General features: G+C 58.9%; 17 protein-coding genes and 1 tRNA gene. 9 read left to right on the plus strand and 9 right to left on the minus strand.

Going from position 1 to position 18,298, the window contains the following annotated elements; translation table 11 throughout:
• Nucleotides 1-243: 243 nt before the first annotated feature.
• Together CVS29_RS17465 and CVS29_RS17470 are read left to right on the plus strand one after the other, a co-directional pair.
• The gene (locus CVS29_RS17465; protein WP_110107842.1) at nt 244-2,121 is read left to right on the plus strand and encodes a glycoside hydrolase family 13 protein; all 1,878 of its coding nucleotides are present in this window, start codon (nt 244-246) and stop codon (nt 2,119-2,121) included.
• A gap of 84 nt (nt 2,122-2,205) precedes the next feature.
• On the plus strand, nt 2,206-3,594 hold the full coding sequence (locus CVS29_RS17470) for an FAD-binding oxidoreductase (RefSeq protein WP_245932324.1): 1,389 nt from the start codon (nt 2,206-2,208) through the stop codon (nt 3,592-3,594).
• Nucleotides 3,595-3,821: 227 nt separating this feature from the next.
• On the opposite strand, the gene CVS29_RS17475 is transcribed toward CVS29_RS17470, so the two are convergent.
• The 4 genes from CVS29_RS17475 to CVS29_RS17490 form a co-directional block, all read right to left on the minus strand.
• Complete coding sequence (locus tag CVS29_RS17475) at nt 3,822-5,189, minus strand: DUF4032 domain-containing protein (RefSeq protein WP_110107843.1); 1,368 nt, start codon at nt 5,187-5,189, stop codon at nt 3,822-3,824.
• 76 nt (nt 5,190-5,265) lie between these two features.
• Complete coding sequence (locus CVS29_RS17480; protein ID WP_110107903.1) at nt 5,266-6,366, minus strand: ABC transporter ATP-binding protein; 1,101 nt, start codon at nt 6,364-6,366, stop codon at nt 5,266-5,268.
• 142 nt (nt 6,367-6,508) lie between these two features.
• Complete coding sequence (gene otsB / locus CVS29_RS17485; RefSeq protein WP_110107844.1) at nt 6,509-7,309, minus strand: trehalose-phosphatase; 801 nt, start codon at nt 7,307-7,309, stop codon at nt 6,509-6,511.
• Entirely contained in the window at nt 7,299-8,795 is a 1,497-nt protein-coding gene (locus CVS29_RS17490) for an alpha,alpha-trehalose-phosphate synthase (UDP-forming) (RefSeq protein ID WP_110107845.1), read from the minus strand. The genes otsB and CVS29_RS17490 overlap by 11 nt, the downstream gene beginning before the upstream one ends.
• A gap of 250 nt (nt 8,796-9,045) precedes the next feature.
• On the opposite strand from CVS29_RS17490, the gene CVS29_RS17495 reads away from it, so the two are divergent.
• Together CVS29_RS17495 and CVS29_RS17500 are read left to right on the plus strand one after the other, a co-directional pair.
• Complete coding sequence (locus CVS29_RS17495; protein WP_110107846.1) at nt 9,046-9,945, plus strand: DsbA family protein; 900 nt, start codon at nt 9,046-9,048, stop codon at nt 9,943-9,945.
• A 111-nt stretch (nt 9,946-10,056) separates the two neighbouring features.
• Nucleotides 10,057-10,130 (plus strand) — tRNA-Thr (locus CVS29_RS17500).
• A gap of 179 nt (nt 10,131-10,309) precedes the next feature.
• Here the strand turns inward: CVS29_RS17500 and CVS29_RS17505 are convergent.
• The 3 genes from CVS29_RS17505 to CVS29_RS17515 all read right to left on the minus strand — a co-directional run bounded on the left by CVS29_RS17505 (nt 10,310) and on the right by CVS29_RS17515 (nt 12,180).
• Complete coding sequence (locus tag CVS29_RS17505; protein ID WP_170121033.1) at nt 10,310-11,452, minus strand: site-specific integrase; 1,143 nt, start codon at nt 11,450-11,452, stop codon at nt 10,310-10,312.
• Between the two features lie 121 nt (nt 11,453-11,573).
• Nucleotides 11,574-11,789 (minus strand): helix-turn-helix domain-containing protein, encoded by a 216-nt coding sequence (locus CVS29_RS17510; RefSeq protein WP_110107848.1) that lies wholly within the window; start codon nt 11,787-11,789, stop codon nt 11,574-11,576.
• Between the two features lie 121 nt (nt 11,790-11,910).
• Entirely contained in the window at nt 11,911-12,180 is a 270-nt protein-coding gene (locus CVS29_RS17515; RefSeq protein WP_146213114.1) for a winged helix-turn-helix domain-containing protein, read from the minus strand.
• A 254-nt stretch (nt 12,181-12,434) separates the two neighbouring features.
• On the opposite strand from CVS29_RS17515, the gene CVS29_RS17520 reads away from it, so the two are divergent.
• Both CVS29_RS17520 and CVS29_RS17525 read left to right on the plus strand, forming a co-directional pair.
• Nucleotides 12,435-13,280, plus strand: coding sequence for a GIY-YIG nuclease family protein (locus tag CVS29_RS17520; RefSeq protein WP_110107850.1), 846 nt, complete (start codon nt 12,435-12,437; stop codon nt 13,278-13,280).
• Between the two features lie 167 nt (nt 13,281-13,447).
• Complete coding sequence (locus tag CVS29_RS17525) at nt 13,448-13,951, plus strand: hypothetical protein (protein ID WP_146213115.1); 504 nt, start codon at nt 13,448-13,450, stop codon at nt 13,949-13,951.
• Here the strand turns inward: CVS29_RS17525 and CVS29_RS17530 are convergent.
• Nucleotides 13,899-14,228, minus strand: coding sequence for a helix-turn-helix domain-containing protein (locus CVS29_RS17530; protein ID WP_170121034.1), 330 nt, complete (start codon nt 14,226-14,228; stop codon nt 13,899-13,901). The two genes, CVS29_RS17525 and CVS29_RS17530, sit on opposite strands and share 53 nt — an antisense overlap.
• A gap of 99 nt (nt 14,229-14,327) precedes the next feature.
• On the opposite strand from CVS29_RS17530, the gene CVS29_RS17535 reads away from it, so the two are divergent.
• The 3 genes from CVS29_RS17535 to CVS29_RS19015 all read left to right on the plus strand — a co-directional run bounded on the left by CVS29_RS17535 (nt 14,328) and on the right by CVS29_RS19015 (nt 17,251).
• Entirely contained in the window at nt 14,328-15,401 is a 1,074-nt protein-coding gene (locus tag CVS29_RS17535) for a hypothetical protein (RefSeq protein ID WP_110107854.1), read from the plus strand.
• A gap of 228 nt (nt 15,402-15,629) precedes the next feature.
• Nucleotides 15,630-16,154, plus strand: a complete 525-nt coding sequence (locus CVS29_RS17540) for a hypothetical protein (RefSeq protein ID WP_146213116.1) — start codon at nt 15,630-15,632, stop codon at nt 16,152-16,154.
• Nucleotides 16,154-17,251 carry a C40 family peptidase gene (locus CVS29_RS19015; protein WP_110107857.1) on the plus strand — a complete coding sequence of 366 codons (1,098 nt, stop codon included), beginning with the start codon at nt 16,154-16,156 and terminating at the stop codon, nt 17,249-17,251. Before CVS29_RS17540 ends, CVS29_RS19015 begins: the two co-directional genes overlap by 1 nt.
• A gap of 112 nt (nt 17,252-17,363) precedes the next feature.
• Here the strand turns inward: CVS29_RS19015 and CVS29_RS17550 are convergent, their stop codons facing one another.
• Nucleotides 17,364-18,110, minus strand: coding sequence for a hypothetical protein (locus CVS29_RS17550; RefSeq protein ID WP_110107858.1), 747 nt, complete (start codon nt 18,108-18,110; stop codon nt 17,364-17,366).
• Nucleotides 18,111-18,298: the final 188 nt, after the last annotated feature.

Here is an 18,298-nt window from a genome sequence, read left to right on the forward strand (position 1 = left end):
GGACACCGCCGGACAACACCAAAAAGGGTAGAGGCCCCACACCACCAGGTGCGGGGCCTCCCCACCTTTAACACCACAAACACCACCAGCCGCCCCCCAGGCGGCTCCACTTGTTTAACACCACAAAGACGTCCCAAAAACCGCGGAAATACGCACAGGTGCGTAATGCGCGATGTGGGTGCAGGTGTCCGTGCCCCCTCGATATATGGTGGGCGCATCGATAGCTATTGGGAAGACTGACACATGATTTCATTGACTCCGCACCACGACGGGTCCGCACTGTATGTAACAGGCGGTGGCACTCTTGGAGAACGCTGCACTTTAAGATTGCGGGTGCCCCAGAGCTGGGGTAAAGCAGAGCGCATTTGGGTTCGCAGCGTGCAGGACGCCGAGCCCCGTTACGACGAAGCCACAGTGATTGGTGAGGGCGACGGGTGGGTCTGGTGGGAAGCCAGCATGTTGCACGTGAACCTTGTGGCTCTCTACCGCTTTGTTATTCAGGTTGCTGGCAACGAGGTGGGCAACAGCGAGCAGGACGGGCCCAGCTATTGGCACCTGAATAATGCTGGCCTGCACAATCGCGACACCTCCGATTACAACGACTTCCGGGTCACCACGGCCAAGGCCGCTCCGGCATGGTCGCACGATGCCGTGATGTATCAGGTCTTCCCTGACAGGTTCGCCCGATCATCGAAAGCTGACGCGCGGCCCACCCCTGACTGGGCCGTGGCTTGTGACTGGGATACCCCGGTGCAAGGCAGTGGCCCGGACGTTGGCAGGCAGTTCTACGGCGGCGATCTGGACGGGGTCACCGGCAAGCTCGACGAGCTCGAAGCGCTGGGTGTGGATATTGTCTACCTGACACCATTCTTCCCGGGGCGCTCCAACCATCGCTATGACGCCTCCACCTTTCATGCCGTGGATCCTTTGCTCGGTGGGGATCAGGCTTTGATTAACCTGGTGGAGGCGGCTCACGCCCGTGGCATGAAGGTCATGGGCGATCTGACCTCCAATCACACCGGCGATGCTCACGAGTGGTTCAAGAGGGCGCAGGCGGACCCCAGCAGTGTTGAAGCCGGCTATTACTATTTCAACGAAGACCACACCGCGTATGAATCTTGGTGGGGTGTGCAATCGCTCCCGAAACTCAACTGGGGATCAGAGGCGCTGCGGGAAGCGTTCGTCACCGGCGAGGACTCCGTGGTGGCGCATTGGCTCAAACCTCCTTTCAACCTTGACGGCTGGCGCATTGACGTCGGCAACATGACCGGAAGGCTGGGCGCTGTGAACATTAACAAGGAGGTGGCCGCGTTGATTCAGGACAGGATTCTTGGGATCAACCCGGATGCCCTGCTCCTGGGTGAGGAAACCTCCGACGCCGGCGCTGGCGTTGACGGTTTCGGCTGGCAGGGTGCCATGACTTACTCCAATTTCACCCGGCCCATCTGGCAATGGCTGGGTAACCCGAGCGCGCGCGTTGACTTTTTTGGCACCCCGCTGCCGGGCCCGCCCAAGGTAAGTGCCGACGTCGTGCTTGCCACCCATAAGGACCTCTCCAGCGCCTTCAGCTGGACGGTGCGCAAGGCAACAATGAACGCTCTGAATACCCATGACACCGCGCGAGCAGCCAGTGTCATGATTGCTGGTGGGCCGTTGGTGGCGGCCACGTTGTCCATGCTGCTGCCGGGGATTGCCGTGGTTTTCGCTGGGGATGAGTACGGGCTGGAGGGGTGGAATGGTGAGGATTCGCGCACCCCGATCCCGTGGGATGAGCCGGCGCGTGTGGTGACGGATTTGCGTTCCGCCTATGCCGCGCTGGCGGCGGTGCGGCACTCCAGTGCGGCCGTGGCGGACGGTGGCATGCGGTGGTTAATGGCCGACGGCGATGTGCTGGCTTTTGTGCGGGAGTCGCCGACAGAGTCGTTGCTCGTGGTGGCTGTTCGGGCGGCGGCAGAGGTGCCTGTGGCGGACCTGGGTTTGAGTTCGGAGGATGTGCAGGCGCTGCAGGGCCCGCCAGTAATCCGGACGGGCGAAGTTGCAGCCACGGAGCAACGGTTGCATCTAGCGGGTCCTGGCGCTTATGTGTGGCGTCTAAGTGGCGTCACGGTGCCAGCTGTCTAAGCGGAGCGCTCCAACGTGTGTCCTGTGTGTATTCCTCTTAGACTGGAGGGACACACAGTTGTTTTTAGGAAGGTCTGCAAGGACATGGCAGTACAGAAGATGACCCTCAGCTCACCGTTTGCCAGCGCGTTGGAGGAGGTGCTGCGGCCGGATCAAATCAGTGTCGCGGAAGAGGACTTGCAGACGTTCGCTATAGATCAGGGACCTGTCACCGATTACCAAGAACCGCTTGCCGTGGTGTGGGCTGAAACCATTGCCGAGGTGCAGTCAGTAGTGCGGCTGGCAGCTGAGTACACGGTACCGCTGGTGACTCGAGGCGCAGGAACCGGGGTCTCGGGCGGAGCCCATGCCACTGTGGGATCTGTGGTGCTGAACCTGACCCGCATGAACAAGATTTTAGAGATTAACGCAGCCGATGAGATTGCCCGGGTGGAGCCGGGCGTCATCAACGGGGACCTGAACGCTGTAGCTGCTGAGCACGGGCTGATGTTTGCCCCGGATCCTGCCAGTTACAAGATCTCCACTATTGGTGGCAACATTGCCACGAACGCGGGCGGGCTGCGCTGCGCTAAGTACGGCGTGACCCGCGACGCCGTACTGGCGCTGGATGTTGTTTTGGCCGACGGTACTTTGATCCGGACCGGACACCGCACGTTCAAGGGTGTTGCCGGGTATGATCTCACCAGCCTTTTTGTAGGCTCTGAGGGGACCTTGGGCGTTGTGGTGGGCGCTACCGTGCGGTTGAAGTACCTGCCCACCATTGTGCGCACGCTGGCAGTGTTCTTCCCATCGGTGCAGGCTGCGGCTGCGGGCGTGCTGGCACTGGGTACGGCCCGTGTACAGCCGTGCATCCTGGAATTATTGGATGGACCGTCACTGACCGAGCTTGACTTCCGCAATGGCAGCAACCTCTCCACCCGTGGGACAGCGCTGCTATTGATTCAGTTCGACGGGTTGGCGGCTGAACAGGAAGAGGCCTTGGCAGCTACCGCTCTCGAGGCACTGGGCGGGACCATCAGCCGTGAGGACCCGGCAGAAGCCCAGCGCCTGGTTGATCTGCGCCGCAACAACCGGGGCTTGGACGTAGATGCGCAGAACCGGGTAGGCGAAGATGTAGCGGTGCCGCGCTCCCAGCTGGTCCACTACATTACGGCGCTGGAGGAAATGGCGCGTAGGCACGGGGTGGACTTGCAGGTGATTGCGCACGCTGGCGATGGTAATCTGCACCCCACATTCTCTGTGCCAACCTTTGAACCGGCCGGCATTGCCGCGTTAAACGCTGCCCTGGATGAATCCATTGACAAGGCGTTGGAACTGGGTGGGACCATCACGGGCGAACACGGGATAGGGCAGTACAAGCTGCGCTGGCTGGCGTTGGAGCAGTCGGCGGAGGTACTGGCAATCCAGCGCCACATCAAGGCGCTGTTCGATCCGCAGGGCATCCTCAACCCAGGCAAAGCCATCCCGGCGTGACCCCGTACCCAAGGCAGGTCCTATCCCACTAATGGCGTGTTTTTCCCGGACCCTATCCCACTAATGGCTGAAAACAACGGGACGCTGTCGCATTCACGGTTGATGATTGCGACAGCGTTCCTGTTTAAGTAGCCGTTGCTGCACTAGCGTCGACGAAAAAGTGACCATTGGTGGGATAGCGTCCGCGGTAGGTGGCGGGAGCGTCTGGTGGTGGTGGCGGTGGTGGGTTAGTCTTCGAAGGCGGCGTCGGGGAGGACTCCGCCTTCTAGCATTTTGATGGTGTCCGTATCGGTGCTGAGCATGATGGCGTCCTCATCGCGGCGGTAGCGCAGGATGTTATCCACGTACGATTGCACGGCCTCGGCGAGGGGCACATTGCGTTCCTCATCCTTGGATTTAAACCAGCGGTGCTCCAATATTTCGTGAACAACCTCGGCGGGTTCTAATTTGCCGCCGAGCTCACGTGGGATGGAGCGAACAATGGGTTCGAAGATGGTGCTGACCCAGTTGTGCGCGCTAAGTTCCTCATCCACAGCGGTTCCGGAATCGGCCCGGAAGGAGTCCATGTCGTTGAGGAGCCGGCGGGCCTGGTTCTCCTGCGCGTCAATGCCTGTCAGACGCAGCAGACGGCGCTGGTGGTGACCGGCGTCCACCACCTTGGGTTGGAGCTGGATGGTGGAGCCGTCCGGAGTGGTTTTGATGGCGTATTCCTCCACGTCAAAGCCGAGCTCGTTGAGGCGGCGGATGCGGGCGCCCACGCGCCAGCGGTCTTCCAGCTCAAAGGATTCCTTCTCGGTGAGCTCGGCCCAGAGCCGGCGGTAGCTTTCCATGATGAGCTCGCTGGTGGCCACTGGGTCAACTTTTTCCTCAATGAGCCCACCTTCCAGCAGGTCCATCAGCTCCCCGGCAATGTTGACCCGGGCAATTTCGAGATCGTATTCGCGCTGGCCCGTGGACAGGTCAGGGTAGAGTTCACCGGTTTCGGCATCCACCAGGTACGCGGCAAAGGCTCCGGCGTCGCGGCGGAACAGCGTATTGGAGAGGGAGACGTCACCCCAGTAGAAGCCCACCAGGTGCAGGCGGACCAATAGCAGGGCCTGGGCGTCAATGAGCCGGGTGAGGGTATCGCGGCGCAGCTTCTGTGAGAACAGGGCACGGTAGGGCAGGGAGAACTTCAGGTGCCGGGTGACAAGGACGGGATCCAGGGGCGCGCCACTGGGTGTGGTGCGTCCGCTGATGACGGCAACAGGTTCCACGCAGGGAACATCCAAGCGGGCCAGCTTGCGCAGCATGTGGTATTCGTGGCGGGCCACGTGTTCGGAGGTTTCCTTGATGGCAATGACTGAGCCATCCAAATGGGCGAAGCGGACCACGTGCCGGGAGATGCCGCGGGGGAGTGCGGCAAGGTTCGCGGCCGGCCATTCCTCCAAGCGAATGTGCCAGGGCAGATCGAGCAGGCCCGGATCGGCGCTGGCAGCCGTGATATTCAAGGAGCCCATGACAGGCACGGGAGGTGTGCTCATACGGGGTAGCTTGCCACGCTGGTCAAAGTCGGTGGGCTCGTGGTTCCACTTGGCGCCTGGTTGTTCAGTCATTGATCAAATTCTCTCTTAAAAGGTGAGGCGCGGTTGCCTGCTGGAAATCCAACAGGCAACCGCGCCTCAAGAACTACTAGTCGCGCGAGATGGCCTTGTCGCCCAAGCGGGCGCCGGAGGTTGCATCGAAGAGGTGCACGTGGCCAACCTGCGGGCGGACGTGGATGGTATCGCCCTTCATCGGTGGGCGGCGACCGTCAACACGGACCACCATGTCACGCTCGTTGCCGTCGATGATGGCGTGTCCGTAAACGTAAGCATCGGCACCGAGTTCCTCGACGACGTCGGCCTCAACAGCCAAGCCTTCACCGGCGTCAACAATCTCGAGGTCTTCGGGACGGACACCCACGGTGACCGTGTTGCCTGCGGCTTCACCCAAAACGGCGCTCTGTACGGGGTAAATTGATCCACCGAACTTCACACCGCCGTCAACAACGGGCAGTTCCAGCAGGTTCATGGCGGGGGAGCCAATGAAGCCGGCAACAAACACGTTCTGCGGGGCATCGTAGAGGTTGCGCGGGGTATCAACCTGCATGAGCAAGCCGTCCTTGAGCACTGCAACGCGGTCACCCATGGTCATGGCCTCAACCTGATCGTGGGTCACGTAGACGGTGGTGACGCCCAGGCGGCGGGTCAAGGATGCAATCTGCGTACGGGTCTGCACGCGGAGCTTGGCATCCAAGTTGGAGAGGGGCTCATCCATGAGGAACACCTGCGGGTTACGCACAATGGCGCGGCCCATGGCAACACGCTGACGCTGACCACCGGAGAGGGCCTTCGGCTTGCGGTCCAGGTAGGCCTCAAGGTCAAGGAGCTTGGCGGCTTCCAGAACACGCTTGGCGCGCTCTTCCTTGGAAATGCCGGCAATTTTCAGGGCGAAGCCCATGTTATCTGCCACGGACATGTGCGGGTAAAGAGCATAGTTCTGGAAAACCATGGCAATGTCGCGGTCCTTCGGCGGAACGTCAGTGACGTCGCGGTCGCCAATGAGGATGCGGCCTGCGTTGACATCTTCCAGGCCGGCGAGCATGCGCAGCGAGGTGGACTTGCCACAGCCCGAAGGGCCAACGAGAACGAGGAATTCGCCATCGGCGATGTCAATGTTGAGCTTGTCAACGGCGGGCTTGGTGGTGCCCGGGTAAATGCGTGTTGCGTTATCAAAAGTTACTGTAGCCACAGTGATAAATCCCTTCATCGGCAGGTACGTGCCGAACGATCCTCAAGTGAATGGTTGTTTCATGCACAATCCGCACACTACCGAGGCAGTGAACGGACTGATCTATGAAGTATGACACATTTTAGTTATGGCTGGGGTCACGTTAAGGACTCAGGTAGGCCGTGCGCTCTGCGAGCAGCAGCTCCAAAACGTCAGGGAGTGAGGCCGGGGCCGCTATGCGAAATTGGGCCTGTGTGTTGCCGGGGCCAACCTTGATGCCCAGATCGCCGGGGCGCAGGGCGGCAAAGGCGTGCTCGTCAGTGACGTCATCGCCAGCAAAGAAGATGGCGGTGGCACCGGTTTCTTGTCGCAGAAGGTCCAGGCTTTGGCCCTTGTTGGCGTTGATGACGGAAATTTCTAAGACCATTTTGCCGTGGCTCAGGTGCAGGGCCGGAGTGTGCGCCAGTTCCGCCATGAGGCGTTCGACGCCGGCCCGTGCCGCGGCTTCTTCAGCCAGCCGGTAGTGCAGAACCACGCCAGCTGGCTTATTCTCCGCTAGCGTTCCCGGGATGCGGCTAAGTTCCCGGGCGACGGCGGCGCGGGCCGTTTCCAGCGCGGATTCCTGTTCCGCTGTCAGGGACACGGCGGGGGAGTCTGGGCCCAGCCAGGTCTCAGCGCCGTGGCTGCCTACCAACAGTGTCCTCTGCGGTGGGGTGGCGACCAGCCGCAAACTGGCCAATGCGCGCCCGGAGACCAGGGCCGTCGTCGTGCGGGGCAGTGCGGCGAAGGCGGCCAAGGCTGCGGCGGAGCGGGGGAGTGGGCGGGCGTCCTCGGCATGGTCTACAAGCGGGGACAGGGTGCCGTCAAAGTCCAGAGCCAGCAGTAACTCTGGGGTGCGGGCCAAGGTCTGCAGGGCCACCCGCAATTCTGCCGTGATACCAAGTGAAGGGATATCAGCTGTCATCGCGGACTGCCTTCTGCGCCAGTGTGGAGAGGAAGTCCTCACTCCAGCGCTGGACGTCGTGGGCGAGGATTTGCCGGCGCATGGAACGCATCCGGCGGCTGGATTCGGCCTTGGGCAGCGTAACAGCGCGCAGGATGGCAGCTTTGAGGCCGTCAATGTCATGCGGATTGATCAGGAGGGCCTGCTTGAGTTGATCGGCTGCACCGGTGAACTCGCTCAGCACCAAGGCTCCGCTGTTATCGCCGCGAGCAGCAACATATTCTTTGGCGACCAGGTTCATGCCGTCGCGCAAAGCAGTGACCAGCATGACGTCTGCGGCGAGGTAGAGGGCCACCATTTCCTCCACAGGGTAGCTGTGGTGCAAATAGCGGATGGCCGTGTTTTGAATGGTGTCATGCTGGCCATTGATGCGGCCCACCATGCCTTCAACATCTTCGCGCAACTGCTTGTAGGTTTCTACGCGCTCACGGCTGGGGCTGGCCACCTGGATGAGGGCGGCGTCTTCTACCTGGACAGTGCCGTCATCGAGGAGCTCGCCGTAGGCCTTGAGGCGGTGGGTGATGCCCTTGGTGTAGTCCAGCCGGTCCACGCCCAGAAGCACTGTTGTGGGGTTTCCCAAATCCTCGCGGATCTGCTTGGCGCGGGCAATGACATCCGGGTTCTTGGCAAGCTGCTGGATCTGGGCCACATCAATGGAGATGGGGAACGGTTCTGCGCGGGAGATGTGGCTGAAGTGGCCGGAGGCGTCATTTACGTGGACCTGCCGGGCCTTGACGCCGGCGCCGAGGAAACGACGGGCCGAGCGCAGGAAGTTGGCGGTGTCATTGGGGCGCTGGAAACCGAGCAGATCTGCGCCGAGTAGGCCTTCCAGGATTGCCTTACGCCAAGGCATCTGGGCAAAAATCTCCGGTGACGGGAAAGGGATGTGATTGAAGAAGCCGATCCTCAGGTCCGGGCGCAGAGCGCGTAAATACTGCGGGACCAGCTGGAGCTGGTAATCCTGCACCCAGACGGTGGCGTTGGGTGCAGCTGCGCTCGCAGCTGCCTCGGCGAAGCGCTTGTTGACTACCTGGTAGGTATCCCACCAGGTTCGGTGGAACTCGGGCGTGGCAATCACGTCATGATAGAGCGGCCAGAGGGTTGAATTGGAGAAGCCCTCGTAATAGAGCTCCACCTCATCCGCGGAGAGGGGGACCGGGAACAGGTCCATGTTGCCATGGTGGAACGGTGCCAGAGTCTCATCAGCAGCTCCATGCCAGCCGATCCACGCACCTTCACGGGTAGCCATGACGGGAGCCAAAGCGGTGACGAGCCCGCCGGGGGAACGCCGCCAGCCGTCGTCCGACTCTTCTTGCGGAACCCTGTCCACGGGGAGGCGGTTGGAGACAACAATGAAGTCTGAACTGCCGGGCTGGGCAACGGGGTGGGCTGGATCAGCGGTGGCCTTAGCGGGCTTGGCGGGCTTGGCGGACGATTCTTGTGACACGAACAACTCCCAATAATTGGTCCCTCGGTTTGTACCAGCTTATCTTGTAGGGGTTCGAGGCCGTCATGAACAGTGTTTTTAGGGTGGGTTTGGGGTGCTGGTGAGGAGCTTTCGGGAAGGTTCCGGGAAGGTTTCGGGGAGCTTTCGGGGAGCGAGGGCAGTTTTCGGTCTTCTCCAAGGTTTGTCCCATAGGATGATCCGTATCTAGCCGTACCACGGCCTTTTTTCATGCCCAAAGACTTGAGGAAATATGAGCTCCAAAAACGAACCGCGGTTGAGCAAAGCAGAGCGCACAGCACAGGCCCGCGAGCAGGCAAAGGTTATTCGCGATGCCCAAATTAAGGCGGAAAAGCGCAAGGGCTGGCTGATCCGTGGGGGTGTTTTGGCGGCGGCCGTGGTGATCATAGTGATCATTGCGCTGGTGGTCATCAACACTCAGAAGGCTAATGAGCCGGTAGCGGATAGCGGGCCGGTGGCGGCGAATATGAACGCCTATGGCGGCATCACGCTCGGTAAAGGTGACACCGTAGTTGCTCCCACCACCACGGAAAAAACCGTAGACGTCAACAACTTGGGCGCGGCTCCCACGGCTCCAGCAGAGAAGGCATTTGATCTGGACAAGATTGGTATTGAGGCGTCTGCGACCGGCAAGCCGGTCCAGACCGTGGTTTACCTAGACTTCCTGTGCCCGGTCTGCAATCAGTTTGAAAAGACGTACGGCGAAAAGCTGGACACGTTGCGCAACGACGGCAAAATCACTGTTGAGTACCGTCCGCTGGGTTTCTTGGACCGTCTCTCCTCCGGTACAAACTACTCCTCGCGTTCAGGAGCAGCTGCAGCATGCGTTGCTGACACCTCACCGACTAGCTACAAGAAGTACTTAGACATTCTCTTTGTCAACCAGCCTGCTGAGAACAGCAAAGGCTTGGATAATGCGACGCTGAAGAAGTACGCAACCGAGGTAGGAGCCGCTGACATCAGCTCCTGCGTGGATGCGAAAACCTTCCGCCCGTTCATGGCCAACACCACGGGATTGACCTCCGTTCACGGCATCAATGGCACACCCACGGTGTTCATGGATGGCCAGCAGTGGCAGACCCCGGAAACCTTCGATGACTTCATGACGCGGATTCTGGCTGCGAAGAAGTAAGTTCTTTTGCCGGTGAAAAGCGGCCCTTCTCTGCGGCATTACTGCAGGGGAGGGCCGGTTTTCTTTTTTCTGAAGCGGTACGGTAGCCTTGTCTAGCGCTTGATTGCGTTTGCCTCCTTAGCTCAGCTGGCCAGAGCACCGCTCTTGTAAAGCGGGGGTCATCAGTTCGAATCTGATAGGGGGCCCAAAAAGCCCGGATTTACAGGGATTTTGGATGTGAGAATGGCCCCGAAAGGGGCCATTTTCAACTTAACTCATTAAAAACTCATTAAATTGACGCTTCTTTTTGGGGTTGAGGGTTCGCTGATTACGGCGGTTTGTCGACAGTGGTCGACAATTTTGAGGCTCAGCGCGGCAAAACGAATCATTCCTCGGCGTCAGATTCGGAGGCTTCGGGCTGGGCCTGAAGTGGCTTTTTCGCTTCGATGGCCAAGGGAGAGGCGAATCCATCGAGAGCTGCGCGGGTGTCCAGAGCTTCCTTGTATTCCTCGATGTAGTGCTCTTGGGTCATCGCGATTTTTGAATGCCCGAGTTGGTAGGCGGCGGCTTCGGCACCCATGGATCTCGCGATGACGGTGGCATTGGACTTTCTCAGGGTCCTGAAGGTGACCCAGTCGTAGCCGATGCTATCCGCGGCCTTCCGCCAGACCTTGCCAACGTTGTTTGCATCGATGAGAGTACCGGTGGACGAGGGAAAGACGAGGTCTATTGGATTCGGCGAACTGGCATTTTCCTGGCGCACTAGCCTCTTTCGAAGTTCGACAACCAAGAACGCCGGCAGCGTCAGACGGCGGACGCCGTGTCTGGACTTCGGATGGTCCTGAATCCTCACACCGCCGCTGGTGGTTCTGATCACCGTGGCGCTGATCGACACCGTGGGCGGGTCGGATTCCAAATCGATGTCCTCCCAGTGGAGCGCGAGGAGTTCGCCGGGGCGAAGCCCTGTGCCGACAAGGAAGTCTGCGATTTCGTGTAGTTCTTGCATGCGGGGCCTGCCGAGGGCAGGTGCCTGCTCCCAAGCGATGAGTTTGCGGCGCAGGTCTTGATATTGCGTCATGTCGAGCGCCTTGGGCTTTGCTGTCGAGTTCTTGGGGATGGAAACGCCGACGACGGGGTTTACAGTGACTGCGTCGTGGCGGAGCGCAACCTTGAACATCCACGACAGCACAGCCCCGCACGACCTGGCGGTGGACGAACCGACGTCCGAGACGAGCGTCCGGATGAAATGGTCAACGACTCCGGAAGTCACTTCGCTAATGCGGACAGAGCCGAGAGCTGGTTTGATGTATTTCTTCACGCAATATGAGTACTTATCCTTTGTGCGGTCTGCCTTGTCGGAGGCTTCCATTTCAACGAGAAATACGTCAATGAGCGTGTTAACTCTGTCCTTAGCAGACACGACTCCATACCGGGGTGTTTGGCGTTCCTTTAGCTTCACTTGAATGTTGCGCTGGGCCGCAGTAGACGATGGGCCACGTGCCTCGACCAGCCGAAGCGCGCCGTCCATGTCGCGATAGTAGGCGCGGGCGCGCCAAGAATGGGGTGTCATCCGTTTTGTCCGAATAACACCCCAGTTTCCCAAGGGGATGGGTAACCTGGACATGATGATTCCGTCGGTTCTGCAGGGCTTACGGATCCGACCGGAGCGAGAGCCAAGCTTCAAAGTCTTCCTTGCTGACGCGCAGGTGACGACCGATCCGGTAGGCGTGCGGACCGATACCCTTCGCGCGCCACTGGTAGAAGGTCTGCAGCGGAATCTGCAATTCGCTGCAGATCTCCGTGGGGGAGAGCCACTGAGTGGTGTCGGAATTGATGTGACGGCTGTTCTGGGTGGAGATGCTCATGTCGGTACCTTGCCTTCAATCTTGCCGGCGGCTGAGTGCCGGAAGGATGGATTCGATACCTAACCATGGCTGGAAATGACTTTTACTACGTGACCGCAATCTTTGCCGAGGTATCCCCGGCTCACAGCCAAGGCGAAAAGAATTGGCGCGCCTGTGCTATTTCGGCGACAATCGTGGGTATGTCCACGGTAAATAGTGGCCGGGAATCGGCGGAAGGGGAGCCAATCACTCTGATGATGCCGGCGTCTGACAGGATGCCTATTTCCTTGGTCAACGTGACTGGACTTATGGCCAGCGTGATAGCAAGGTCTTCGGCCGTTGCAGGTCCGAGGCTCGCCAGCATGTGGACGATTCGGCCACGCCTCAGATTCATTAAAATTGAAGGTTCCATGGAAACGCTCCCTGGCGGCGCACACGACGCGTGCCGATTGGATCTGTCTAACGAAAAATCTACTCTCACTTAACCATGGTGTAAATGCTGCTAAACGACATGACCGAGATAGGTGGACGTGTTGTCAGGAGACAGCTGACCGCAGCAAGTAGTAGTCGACGGCAGACCGGTGTCGCATGACATGGAGGCGTGCAAGCGCCGCAACGTTGCTCGAGACGTAAACCCCGTTCTGATAGGGCGCTAAACTCGGCCAGGTGACACTACAAACACCATTTACTGGGCAGCTGGTTTTCGCCGACCTCATCGACGCTTCGAGAGTCGATCGGCAGCAGGTCTTGCTCCTACGGCACACCTACAATCCTGATGGGCTGACCGGCCCCGCCGATCTGACGCCGGAAAAAATACATGAGTACGTGCGGTGGCAAGGAATCGGCAACAAGATCGGGAAAACGCCGCCCAAATATTGGTTGAACTTCATCGCTGCCGGCGGCCGCCGCTCACGGTTCCTTTTCGCATACGAAAATCACGGAGAGATAGACGACCAGCGGACCGAGGGCATGCGCTGTTTCGATCTGCAGCCGTCAACATTCCTCAGCAACCTCAATGAGCGGCTGGTCATTGAATGGGCCAAGGACACTGTCAACTGGGCAAAGACGGCCGGGAGTGCGCTCAATTTCGCGGTCACCGAGATCGCCGATGCACGCCCAGAACCTTTTCCCGGCTTTGACCAGTTGGTCATCCCCTTCAGCGAACTTCAGGCTGTCGTAGCCGATTCGCGCTATGAGCATTGGCGCCAGGCACTGAGCTCCGTCCAAGGCATTTACCTCATCGCAGACACAAAATCAGGACAGCTATATGTAGGCAAGGCCGACGGAGCTCAACGAATCTTGGGGCGCTGGAGCGAATATGCGAAGACGGGCCATGGTGGCAATGTTGCGCTGCGTGAGCTCAACAGCCTGGACATGGCTCATCGGCAGCACTTCCAGTTCAGCATCTTGCGGGTCTTCAGCCCAGGAGCATCAACCGCCGAAGTTGACGCGGCCGAGAGTCATTTCAAGCATGCCCTTCTCACGCGTCAGTTCGGCCTGAACAGGAACTGAACTCCCGAGGTCCAATGCCAGCACCGCAATGGTGTGTCCACCAAAGGTGGGCCGCGCTATTTAGCGCGCTCTTGCAGGGCTGGACGCCACGGACAATACTGGAGAAGACAAAACGGTGAAACCAGATGCTGTTGGCCAACCGGCCCCGCCATCGTGAGGAGTCCGTCTTGAATGCTGGACGCGACGGCAACGCTTCTGAGCTGCCAACGCCTCAGGTGGTCATGGGCAAGCGCATCAACCTGCTCTTAGACGCCGCCGCAGAGAAGCGCGGTTCTGCAGTGCTCTTTCCTGAGATCAAGGCCGAACTAGCGGCTCGCGGCGTGGGCATGTCGCGGGCCCGATGGTTTTACATGAAGGACGGAACAGGGCCCCTGGTTAAGGACGAAAAGGTCTTGACGGCCATTTGTGGCATGTTCGACGTTGCTCCGTCGTATCTGCTCGATTTGGATTCCAGCGAACTTCCCGAGAATATCCAGGCCCGGCTTGAATTCGTCAAAGCGCTGAGGGTGGCCCGGATCCAGGCCTTCGCTGCACGTACGTTGGATGACGTTACGCCAGAAACCTTGAATGCGATCGCAGAGTTCCTGAACCATGGCATCCCGGCGCCTGATGACCGAACTACCGCTTTGGGGTCGTCAAATGATGAAGATGGGCCTCGAAAAGAACCCTAATACGATCGGGATTGACGAAGTATCTTGGTGCGCGGCCGTGCCGGCGCCCTGGTTCGACATCGGCACCGACGATTCCGGCGTCTTCTAGGAATACTAAGTGCTTGGCCACGCTGGCATCGCTGGCGTCCACATTGGCGACAATTTCCCCGCGAGGCTCCGGGCCGTGCTCAAGTAAATAGAGGATGATGTCATTGCGCGTTTCGTTGCCGAATGTGGTCATGGCAATCCTAGCTTCGGGTGACCAATCCCTGACTACTGGATGCGTGTTTCGTGCCATGTCTTCATTCTGCCCCATAGTTGTCAACAGTGTAAGACTGACCCCTTGACAATATTATCTTGATACTTGCACACTAGAAATATTACATTTTGACGAGGGTTGTCCGCGATCGTTGACCACGCCCAGCCCGCTGGGTCCGGCTCCCACCGGCACGATCTTGCCGCCACCAACGGTGTCCGCAAGGTTTTCCACGCAGCGCCTAACGGCGTCGCGCTTGATAGTCAAGCAATCTACAAAGCGGTGATCATCATGGGTCCCAGGGCCAGCAAAACTTATGAAGCATTTGGCACCAGCACGGCGGAACTTTCACTCATCCGGCCGCCCGAATACGATATTCCCACTGATCAGCTGATGAGGGCCGTCGAAGGTGTGCGGCCCTACGTCAAGATTCACTTGGGCAGGTTTGGGCTCAGCGACGACGTTGACGACGTGTTGCAGGACATCCGGTTCGCCGCCTGGCGAGGCACAGTTCGGGGAAGCTACCAAACGGTTCCCGGGGTGAAATTTGATGCTTGGGTGCAGGGGATCGCCTGCAACCTGTGCGCCCATCACGCACGGCGGAGCATTGCCAGGTCAACGGTGCCGCTGGACGAGCGGTTTGAATCCAAAGTCAACGAGGTGATGGACATCCAGATGACGCGCCTCGAAGAGCAGTCCATCAACCACATCTGGGTCATGGAAATTCTGCAGCTCGTCAAGACGCACGTCCCCGAACGCACTTGGGAACTGGCGTTGGTCAGTCTGGCTGATTGGAAAGACCAGTCTGCAGTGGCGATGACCAAGGACGCATCGACCAGGACTCGCTGGCACGCGATCTTTGTGGTGCGCCAGATGGCACTGACCATAAGTCACGCATTGGACGTTGAACCGCAGCAGATTGTCGATCTGGCAGCTCTGCGAACCGCCACTGTCGCTGCACTGCCGACGCCGCTGTTCCAGCTCATCGCCAGGGACATTGTCATGCCAGCAGTGGTCCGGAAGACCCGTGCCGCCGCTGTCTCCGGCGTCGCCGAAGAGGCTGGTGTGAGCGTGCGCTACGTGAAGGTGCAAATTGGATTGGTACGCGACCTGGTCCTGGCGGCCGAGGAAATCCTCCGTGCTGGTGCCTCATTGGAAGGCTCAGTCATTGAAACACCCGCGGCGCTGATGGGCCACGCAGTGTCCGCGGCCTGAGCAGTTGCGAAGCTATGAGGTGGACGCATGAACACGAGATGGCTGACATCCAGGGGCAGGCCAAGTCGACGCCGAGCTTGGCTGCTGGTGCTGGTCACTGTTCTGGCTGTGGCCGGAATCGCAGTGGTGTTATCGCTCAGAACCCCCGCGGTGACGCCTGAAGGAAGTAGTCGGACCCGGTCGACTGCGCCCGCGATCTCACCTTCTTCTGCGGCGCCGACTGCCGCCGTGTCACCGGCTACAAGCTCGTCGGTAAATCCGCAGATTGCTCCAGCCGATGAACCTGTCACGCTGGACTTCCGCCAACTGGCTACAGCAGCTGCCACCACCATTTATACGTGGGATACGCGTGAGGCCACATATTCGGAAACCTACGGAAGGATACGTGCCTGGTGGCATGTGCTCCCCGACGGCTCAAACCCCTTGACCGTTTTTGCTGATCAGTTCGAGGCCACGGGGACCAACGCGGCAGCATATGTGTCCCTCACCGGCGCGCATGGACATCGCACGGCCAAGGCTGAGAATTCCACGTGCGACGCGCAACTGGCCCAATTTGTCCAGTATCCCGCGCCGTGGGAAGGCCTTCATGTTTGTACGGTGACCTTGGCTGTGACGGAGCATGCAACCTCGGGCACGAACAGCTATACGGCGCCCATCAGCGTTATGGTGAACTGCCCACCGGCCGCGACTGCTCCGGCTGATCACTGTGAAATGGTGGCGTTCTATGCGTCGCCGGACAGAATCGTCTACTGATGCCAGCCCCGGCGCTCCTCCTGGGACTGATCAAGAAGCGGGCCGCGCTGCGACTGATTGGAGCGATGGCCAGCGTATTGGTGCTGTGTTGTGTCATGGGACTTTGCGGGTCAATCGCTCTGGTGGCCTTCGCGTCACAGGGAACGACGGCCGCCTGTACTGTCGCCGCAAGTGGATCGGGGGCAGCGGTATCGATCACGGTGCCCGCGCAGTCAATAGCCACGTTGAGCGACTCCCAAGTAACGGTGGCGAAGGCGTACATTGCTGTCGGACGCGCTCTGGGTATCCCAGATGACGGCATCGTTATTGCCCTGATGATGGGTCTCCAAGAATCCAACCTGCAAATGTTGGCCAACCCATCAGTACCCGAGTCCCTGACATTCCCTCACGACGGCGTCGGAAGCGACCATGACTCCATTGGTAGCGCCCAACAGCGCCCTTCGGCAGGATGGGGAAGTGTCGGGAACCTCATGCAACCGGCCTACAACGCCGAAGCGTTCTACGGCGGCCGGCAGGGACCCAACCATGGATCTCCGCGGGGTCTGCTGGATATCCAAGGATGGCAGAAGTTGGACAAAGGCGCCGCAGCACAAGCGGTTCAAGGATCGGCTTTTCCGGAGCGGTACGCCAACTGGCAGCCCGAAGCTGCAGCCATTCTGGCCGGGCTTGGGGCAGCGACGGCACCGGCTGCGTGCAGTCCTGACAAATCGGGTGTCTCCCAACCTGTGCTGCCCTCTGACCTGAGTCAGCTCCGGCGTGAAATCCTCGTATACGCCCAGGAAGGCGTTGGTGGAGTCTACGTCTGGGGCGGCACGGCGTTCAAAGCCTGGGACTGTTCGGGCTACGTTCAGTGGGTCTACGGCAAGGCCGGCATCACGTTGCCACGCACGGAACAGTGGACGGCGGGAACGCCAACGAACAATCCGCAACCCGGGGATCTCGTGGTCCAGAATCCAGACGGGCCAAACCACTGGGGGCACGTGGGCATCTACGCCGGCAACGGGATGATGTACAGCGCTCTCAACCCCGCCGTTGGGACGCTGCTTCACCCCGTGACGTGGAATAACGGAACAATCTACTTTCGCGTTCCCAAATGATTCTAGTCTGAGCGGAAGATCGTATGGCTTGGCCTCACCGGGCTCTGCTTGCGGAATGTCACGATACTTGAACTAACTGCGGTAATGATGAATGTTGAGCAATTCGACCAGTTTATTCTCGAAGAAGTTTAGAGGAGAGAGAATGTTGAACTTTATGTACACCACCGAGTGATCTAATGAATGAATTTCGGCAATCTGCAAGTTCAACAAACGCTTTCCGATATCGTGGATTGTCTTCGAAATTCCATTCACGAGGGACCTCTAGGTATTCTTTATTACCCTTTTGCCACATAAACTCGTCGATTTTTCTTTCGTAGGCGTTGGCGGACTTTTCGAGCTGCTCCCATGCGCTGATGACGACTGGATTCGCGAATTCTCGGGAGTCTCGGTTCCAGCTGGCTATAGAATCTTCGAGCTCTTTGACCAGCTGCATGGGGAGTTGGGTGTGTGTCACGTTCTCGGATAGGTAGATGTAGGTACTGCTTTCCAGTTCCCAGTGAGTCATGCGGTCTGACAGGAGAGGGAGATCCAAGATCCAATCCTGGCGAGAAATTGCGTCGATTTTTGCGTTCCATCGCTCAGTTAGTGTTGCTTCTTGCTTATGCCAGTGTGAAGAAAGCGTTTCCACCTTGCCTCCCCAATCTGTTTCAAGATTCTTCTTGATCGATCGGGTTCTTATGGCTATATATTTCGAAGATGCAAGTATTGCGACGGCAAATAGAAGCCATCCCACTAGGGAGTGCTTCAACATGAAGTCTTGAATTGGGCCGGGGGCGAAAGTAAGCGCGATTGTGATGAGCGATGCTACGGTCCCGATAATTTCTGCTGTTGAGACACTTCCAGAATGATCCTTTGACATGAGTAAAGTATATCCCGAGAATTTCAAGGAAATACAAATATGGATGGCGTCGCAAAATAGTTGATTGGTGTTCGTCGGAGTTTGACTTGGACCGATTGTGGCTAACCAATACTCGAAGGCCCTGCATGAGAGAGAATGGCGAATGTCTGCATGGTGCCGCTACTTCCGATTTGAGTCTTGCCTCTGCA

Origin of the sequence: Arthrobacter psychrochitiniphilus, assembly GCF_003185915.1 — a bacterium.
Lineage (GTDB): Bacteria > Actinomycetota > Actinomycetes > Actinomycetales > Micrococcaceae > Specibacter > Specibacter psychrochitiniphilus.

Bases quoted from the DNA above. Each gene is read 5' to 3' on its own strand.
- CVS29_RS17465 (WP_110107842.1), top strand. From the start codon at position 244: ATGATTTCATTGACTCCGCACCACGACGGGTCCGCACTGTATGTAACA.
- CVS29_RS17470 (WP_245932324.1), top strand. From the start codon at position 2,206: ATGGCAGTACAGAAGATGACCCTCAGCTCACCGTTTGCCAGCGCGTTG.
- CVS29_RS17475 (WP_110107843.1), bottom strand. From the start codon at position 5,189: ATGACTGAACAACCAGGCGCCAAGTGGAACCACGAGCCCACCGACTTT.
- otsB (WP_110107844.1), bottom strand. From the start codon at position 7,309: ATGACAGCTGATATCCCTTCACTTGGTATCACGGCAGAATTGCGGGTG.
- CVS29_RS17495 (WP_110107846.1), top strand. From the start codon at position 9,046: ATGAGCTCCAAAAACGAACCGCGGTTGAGCAAAGCAGAGCGCACAGCA.
- CVS29_RS17505 (WP_170121033.1), bottom strand. From the start codon at position 11,452: ATGGACGGCGCGCTTCGGCTGGTCGAGGCACGTGGCCCATCGTCTACT.
- CVS29_RS17510 (WP_110107848.1), bottom strand. From the start codon at position 11,789: ATGAGCATCTCCACCCAGAACAGCCGTCACATCAATTCCGACACCACT.
- CVS29_RS17515 (WP_146213114.1), bottom strand. From the start codon at position 12,180: ATGGAACCTTCAATTTTAATGAATCTGAGGCGTGGCCGAATCGTCCAC.
- CVS29_RS17530 (WP_170121034.1), bottom strand. From the start codon at position 14,228: ATGGCACGAAACACGCATCCAGTAGTCAGGGATTGGTCACCCGAAGCT.
- CVS29_RS19015 (WP_110107857.1), top strand. From the start codon at position 16,154: ATGCCAGCCCCGGCGCTCCTCCTGGGACTGATCAAGAAGCGGGCCGCG.
- CVS29_RS17550 (WP_110107858.1), bottom strand. From the start codon at position 18,110: ATGTCAAAGGATCATTCTGGAAGTGTCTCAACAGCAGAAATTATCGGG.